Raw genomic sequence first — 6,602 nt, forward strand, 5'->3', positions numbered from 1 at the left:
AATTTCATGTCCATTTTGCGATAATCATCGCTTTGTAAAAGCTCCGTGACAGTAATGGTAGGATGCGCGGACATATACCTGTCCACGGCATCTACATAATCGGTGCTAAACATCCGCTTTTGCATAGCCTTGTTTACCACCCACATTACTTTTCCCATGTGCAAATCTTTCTCAAGTTGTGTGCGAGAATCATAGTTTTGCATGGGATATAGGCTTAGCAGGTAGAACGTTGCGCAGTCGGGTACGATGTAGTTTCGGCCCATAGTGCGCAGTTGTTCGTTGGAATAGTTGTATCGCCGATAGATGGGGTATTTGGCCCCCATGTATTTATCCAGCGATATGCCTATGGTTTTTTCGCCCACGACGATACTTTGGTCCAAGGCTCCAATCTGTGCGTATACGCGCGGAATGGGCATGTTGGGCAGCCATTCCTTAAGTTGTGAGAATGTTTGCTCAAGCTGTTTGTTTATGTCGTCCATGTTGGCATATTCCGAGCTGGCATCGGTGATGATGGTTTGCAGTGTGGAATCTTGATAAAAACGCAAGAATTTCTCATTGATGGCGTGGTCGCTCACCTCGCCAATCTGCAGCATTTTTTCTACCAACGTTCGGGTCTCAATGGGATATTCGGTGTTCATTTGTTGAAGTGCGGAGAAGTCTCCGGTAGTGAGATAACGACTTTGCAACCTGTCATATCGCTCTACTTTGATATGCCTGGCATCATCTTTATCTATGCTTTGTTTCAGCTTCAACTCACAAGCGGAAAAAAAAAGCGATATGACTACAATTATATAATATATTCTCTGTCCCAATCTTTAATTGCCTATTTTGTATGCAAAAATAATAAATAAGTCACTATCCTGCAAATAAAAAGCAAAAAAAGTTAATATAATCACAAAAAACATTTATTTCTTTTTGTCAAAATGCAATGTTGCCCTAAACTTTTCCCCAAAAACGAAAAAAGGAAGTAAGGCCATGATAGAATATGTTACTTTGGCAAAGAGACTCTCCTCTTTTGCTTCCTTATGGCAAATATGGCATTTCGCTCAAGCAATCAACAAACTTAGGAAAGGAGTTATAAGAAAAATCATGCGTGTTTTCAAAACATACATGCATTGCAAGTGCTTCGACACATGGGGCCAGTCCATAAGCATGATGTCCTGCCAGTTCTCGTGATACTACTCGATCCGTGACATTTCCCATGGCTTGAGTTCGTTAATGCTACAGACGGAAAACGCGTCGAAAACAGGTGCTCGCTTGACATATCCATCGCGCTTCATTCTTTACACCTGTACTTTATTAAGGACAACATTGCCCACAAGCCTCTGGCCATTCAGATTGAATTAAACTTTTCCGCACCCGAACGCGAGTTCTTCAAACACGTTTTGTAATTTTGCGCTCGCTGGTTGACTCTGCGATTAACTTCGCAAGAGCCACGAGGCTTCTTTTGTGCCTTGTTGAAAGGGTGATAATATACGGTGTTGTGGAGGATGGGAATTAACTTTTGCCGTGATTATCCAAGGCGTGCAACCAGTCAGCCCGATGAGCAACAGCTTCCAAGATTTGAAGTTGGCGTCCGTTTAAGAACATTAAAGCTTCGTATGGTGGTCCATGTCTTCGGCAATGGCATAAGTCAACACGAAGTCATTGTTAAGCTCATAGTTCACTTTGATAGTTTTGGGTTGCTTCAAGTCTTCTACATGGACCGAGCCTTTGGCTTGCGCGTCAAAAGGTTTAAGCCGCATGTCAAAATACTGAAGGTCCTCGCCTACGCAAACTTTAAATACTGTTTCTTTGGCGCACCAGTTGACAAGGCGCGTTTGTAGGGTGGGCATGTTTTCATCTGTGCGTATGAAACGAGAGGCCACCCTGTTCACCCTGTCCGAGAAATATTCAATATCCACGCCCACAATGCTATGGCGAGACAAAACAATGGCAGCCCAGCCCTTGGTGTGGCTAATGCTGATCTCGGCATTTTGCAGAACAGGACGCCCCGTATGGTCGTGCTTGATGAGTTCAAGAGGGCTTCCCGTGGCGTGGTGAAGTAGGGCGTATATGGTAAGGATTTCTTTACGTCTTGTATTGGAGTGTATGCTCGTGATGTCAAGATTTGGTGGCAAGGGCAAATCCGTCACTAACTCTGTCATTTTCCAAATGCACAGTCTGACGCCGTTTTTCAGTTTTTCATCTCTATACAGTGGCATCTCGGTGTCTTATGACAATGTGACTTTGACTCGACTGATACGACGTCCCTCTACATTCATCACCTCAAATTTGTATCTTTTGTACTCTATCGTCTCGTGTACACTCAGGAAGTCTCCTTTCAATTCTAACAGCAAGCCGGCCAAGGTGTCGGCGTCGCCCTCCACGTCGGCGAATTCGTCCTCTTCTATTTGCACTATCCTGCAAAAGTCTGTCAGAAGTGTTTTTCCCTCAAACAAATAGGTGTTATAGCTCAGTTTGGAGTATGAATTGTCGTCCTCGTCATACTCATCGTTTATTTCGCCCACGATTTCTTCGAGTATGTCCTCGAGCGTAACCAATCCGCTCGTGCCGCCAAACTCGTCGACAACGATGGCGATGTGTACCTTGTTGTCTTGAAATTCGTGCAACAAGTCGTCTATTTTCTTGGTCTCCGGCACAAAATATGGAGGCCTCATCAGGCTTTGCCAGCGAAACGTGGGAGCCTTGGAGAGATGTGGCAACAAGTCTTTGATGTACAGCACGCCGCGTATGTTGTCATCGTTATCTTGGTATATGGGTATGCGACTGTAGTTGTTATCGATAATGGATTTGAGCACGTCGCCGTAACCGCTGCGTATGTCTATGGCCACGATGTCTTGCCTGCTGGTCATGATTTCTTTAGCCGTCTCGTCGCCAAAACGAATAATTCCGCGCAGCATGCTCTGCTCGTCCTTAATGTCTTCTTTGTCGGTTAGATCCAACGCTTGCTGCAAATCGTCCACGCTTAGTTGCCTGTTCTCTTTGGGCACGGCTTTTTCGGCGAGCGCGCCACTTTTGATGAGTATGGTGCCCAATGTCCAAAACATTTTCCTAAGCGCCATGATTCCTTTCACGGTGGTGCGGCAAAAGGCCAACGGCGATTGCCGGGAGTAGATCTTGGGCATGATTTCGCCAAAAAGGAGAAGCAGGAATGTGAGCAGTTCCGTGATGCAAATAAATTCCAGCCACGCCTCTCTGAACTCTATGAGTGTGGCAAAAATGTAATTGCACAACATGATAATCGTGACGTTTACAAAGTTGTTGGTGATGAGAATGGTGGCCAACGTGCGTTCAGAATCATCGCGCAGCATCTGTATGTTAGCGTCGTTTTCGTTTTTGTCAGGGTTCAAATCTTCCAAATCTTGTGGCGAAAGGCTGAAGAAAGCGATTTCGGAGCCACTGGCAAAGCCTGACAACGCGAGTAGCGCGACGGCCAAGACGGCCGCTACAACTACCCCGGTGGTTATGGGGTGAAAAACCGCCAAGTCGCTGAATTGGTATAAAAAAGACGTGTCCAAGAGTTTCTAAAAGTTAGAAAGGGAGTTTGTCGCGCTTCTCCTCGGTATCGTTGGCAATGGTGTCGGGAGCCTTCGTCTCGATCGAGTTGTCCCTGTTGGCGCGAGGCTTGGGCGTGAGCATTTCCATGTTTTCCACAACAATTTCGGTGACATAGCGTCGTTTCCCCTGCTTGTCATCGTACGCGTTGTAGCGCAATCGGCCTTCCACATAGAGCTTGTCGCCTTTGTGCACGTATTGTTCCACTATCTTGGCCAATTGTTTATAGAATAAAAGATTGTGCCAATCGGTTCTGTCCGGTACTTGCGTGCCATTTTTTAGTGTGTATCCGCGTTCAGAGGTGGCCAATGCAACCTTGGCGACGGCTTGGTCGGCGTCGTAATAATGCACGTCTGGCTCTTTGCCCACATTGCCAATCAGCATCACTTTATTCATGAGAGTATATCTTAAATGGTGAAACGTTTGTCATCGCACGCTCGCCGAGTTATTGTGGAACGCTTATTTCCACATGCCCAAATATTTGAAATGGAAGTTTTTTCCTTTGGCTGATGGAAACTGGCTTCGGTTGTCCACGCGGTCGCGCAGGTGCTCCACAATGCGGTTGTAGCAGTCTTGGCCTGACGTGGCTTTACATCGCGCCACGAATTTTGTGTCGCGATATTCATGTTTGCCAGTGGATGGGATCATTACCACGCGTTTAAAGTCAAGCGCTCCTTCATACCAGCCCTCACGTGTTTGGGTCAGCAGAAACAATGAGTTGTCCGATTGTCCGCGTCGGTCTTGGCCTATGTTTGGTGTTTGCGAGCGCAGTCCTTTTTTCTGTTTGAAATCAAGCATGGTGTCGGCCACGGTCTTGATGATGATGAAATATACGTGCGCCCGAACCTTGTAGCGTTTTGGAAAAAAAACGTCGCTGGCCGCGTAGTCCCTGATGTCTGCCTCCATCTCTGGCGTGACATTAATGTCTTGAATGCTTCTTAAAAAATCTATGGCTTCATCTACATGAGATACAAGCGTCTCATTATCAAAATATCTTAAATATAAATTCATGGATGATGATGTTTCTCGCATAAAAAAAGAGCGGCAAACGAGACTCGAACTCGCGACCCCGACCTTGGCAAGGTCGTGCTCTACCAACTGAGCTATTGCCGCACATGAAACATTGATACAAGTGAAGAGGAGGAGACTCGAACTCCCACGACCCAATTGTCACTACCCCCTCAAAGTAGCGCGTCTACCAATTCCGCCACCTCTCCAACATGTATACGTCTTAAATAAAACTGTGCCCAGAACAGGACTCGAACCTGCACGTCGTAAAACACACGCACCTGAAACGTGCGCGTCTACCAATTCCGCCACCTGGGCAAATAGAAACCCACAGGCTTCTCCTTGGTCTTATTTAAAACAAAGAGCGGCAAACGAGACTCGAACTCGCGACCCCGACCTTGGCAAGGTCGTGCTCTACCAACTGAGCTATTGCCGCATAACACTCTGTAACGAGGCATTTCGCTAAATGCGGTTGCAAAGATACAACATTTTTCCGACCTTACAAATATTTCGTCTTATTTTTTTCTCTTATTTTTTTTCTCTCGTGTCTGCGCGGAGTCAACCAGCGAGCGCGAAATCGCAAAACGCGTTTGAACAATTCGCGCTTTGGCGTGGATAAAGTTTAACCTTTCTCTCGGCTTTTCGTTCAGTTTCTTTTGTTTCGACATGATTCTCTTTTCCGTATAATGTTCAAACGAATTCTTTTTCGCTATATATTGCCTGACAGGTTTATTTGTATTCTCAACAGCTATCTTTTGTCACGAACAATATTGTTTTGGATGCCACCGGCCGTTGGTGACACACACCTTGGTCCTCCATGCCAATTCGTCGGAGTGTTTGGCGTTTGCCACCGCTCTCTTTCCGCGCCGCATGGCCATATCGCCGTCTTTGTCCAGACATGCTTGCCCAATGGCGCGCTGTCGCGTTTGACTACACGCATATTATCCTTGCAATCGCCAAAAATGGTGATTTTGACATGGCTAATTATAAAAAATGTACTTGCCGCGTTGTCATGTGCGGTACTTGTCAAAAACGCACATCGTATACGTCGGATTCCTTGGCAATTGTGTTGCCATGGATTTCCAGGCCGATAGTGTCGAGGTGAGCTGCGTGCCTGGGCTTTGGATAAGAAGCTCGCGACAAAAGCTGGCAATCTGGCTTGGTGGAAGAAGTATGGAGTCTCGTTTCGCTGTTGATATCAACCCCTTGGCACAACAAATTTCCGTGTGTGTAGGGGGAGACGCTTGCCATGTTGCGACATAGGCGGGGGCGAAAGGGCCGAGCGCGCGCTTCAAGATGGCGATGGATTGTATGCGCGTTCTTGTCTTTTCTCTTTTGAGACACGCTTGTCCCTAACGCGGTTCTTGAAAAATTGGAAACAGTCAATTATTTGAACAAAAACCCCTCTCAAATTCGCTTGTTTAAAAAAAAGTTTGCCTTTGCCCGAAATACGCGAAATATGCGATTGTTTGCAAATCCCTGACATTCAGCGTCTTTTTAAAAATAGCCTTTTCTCCTGTTTCGCGGTCCGCGGTTTAGTGCCAAATGGCATGATGACAAGGTTGCGATCGCGGCGTGATCGCGGCCCTTTCGCGCTGCCAACAAGGCCTAATCACGCCATGAGAAAGCGCCAATCGCGACCCTCTTATGATTTTTTGTGACGCCCGTCTTGTTTTTGACAAAAAAAGACAGCCTTTTTCGCTCTGGATTACTCGAAAACAATGATCAAAAAACGGTAATCATGTTTTACAAAATGGACAATGGGGAGTAAGGGTTGAAGAATGGGGATCGAAGAATGAATGAAGGCAGCCGCTCCGGATTTGAGAGCGTGCGGGCGCGGTGGAGATTTGTGCGTATGAACTTTTAACCTGAGTTCGAGATAAGAAACTCTCAATAAAAGTTGGTGATCTGGCTGTTGTTTTGTAACCTGAATTCTGGATAAACTCGCCTTGTGTTTTTTTTGGAAGTAAGGGTACAAGCCTTTTATCCCTGCCTTACAAGCATAACGTAAAAACAATAACCACGGATAACGGACC

General features: G+C 46.2%; 6 protein-coding genes and 4 tRNA genes. All 10 read right to left on the reverse strand.

All coding sequences use genetic code 11. The features are described 5' to 3' along the window. Positions 1-752 (reverse strand): gliding motility protein GldB (locus tag HMPREF1640_RS09850; protein WP_231565888.1); only part of this gene is annotated, 752 nt, incomplete at its 3' end. A gap of 837 nt (positions 753-1,589) precedes the next feature. Then, on the reverse strand, positions 1,590-2,204 hold the full coding sequence (locus HMPREF1640_RS09860) for a 4'-phosphopantetheinyl transferase superfamily protein (protein WP_036894279.1): 615 nt from the start codon (positions 2,202-2,204) through the stop codon (positions 1,590-1,592). 9 nt (positions 2,205-2,213) lie between these two features. Then, a complete protein-coding gene (gene gldE / locus HMPREF1640_RS09865) occupies positions 2,214-3,521 on the reverse strand; it encodes a gliding motility-associated protein GldE (RefSeq protein ID WP_036894280.1) in 1,308 nt (435 codons plus the stop codon). A gap of 13 nt (positions 3,522-3,534) precedes the next feature. Then, positions 3,535-3,954 carry a single-stranded DNA-binding protein gene (locus tag HMPREF1640_RS09870; protein ID WP_036894281.1) on the reverse strand — a complete coding sequence of 140 codons (420 nt, stop codon included), beginning with the start codon at positions 3,952-3,954 and terminating at the stop codon, positions 3,535-3,537. Positions 3,955-4,017: 63 nt separating this feature from the next. Continuing rightward, positions 4,018-4,569: a hypothetical protein gene (locus tag HMPREF1640_RS09875; RefSeq protein WP_036894283.1), complete on the reverse strand. Its 552-nt coding sequence runs from the start codon at positions 4,567-4,569 to the stop codon at positions 4,018-4,020. 29 nt (positions 4,570-4,598) lie between these two features. Beyond that, positions 4,599-4,671: transfer RNA gene (locus tag HMPREF1640_RS09880), tRNA-Gly, on the reverse strand. Between the two features lie 20 nt (positions 4,672-4,691). After that, positions 4,692-4,775 (reverse strand) — tRNA-Leu (locus tag HMPREF1640_RS09885). A 27-nt stretch (positions 4,776-4,802) separates the two neighbouring features. After that, positions 4,803-4,884 (reverse strand) — tRNA-Leu (locus tag HMPREF1640_RS09890). 45 nt (positions 4,885-4,929) lie between these two features. Then, positions 4,930-5,002: transfer RNA gene (locus HMPREF1640_RS09895), tRNA-Gly, on the reverse strand. A 1,272-nt stretch (positions 5,003-6,274) separates the two neighbouring features. After that, on the reverse strand, positions 6,275-6,602 hold a 328-nt coding region (locus HMPREF1640_RS13755), incomplete at its 5' end, for a hypothetical protein (RefSeq protein WP_231565889.1).

This window comes from Prevotella sp. S7-1-8 (genome assembly GCF_000758925.1).
GTDB lineage: Bacteria > Bacteroidota > Bacteroidia > Bacteroidales > Bacteroidaceae > Prevotella.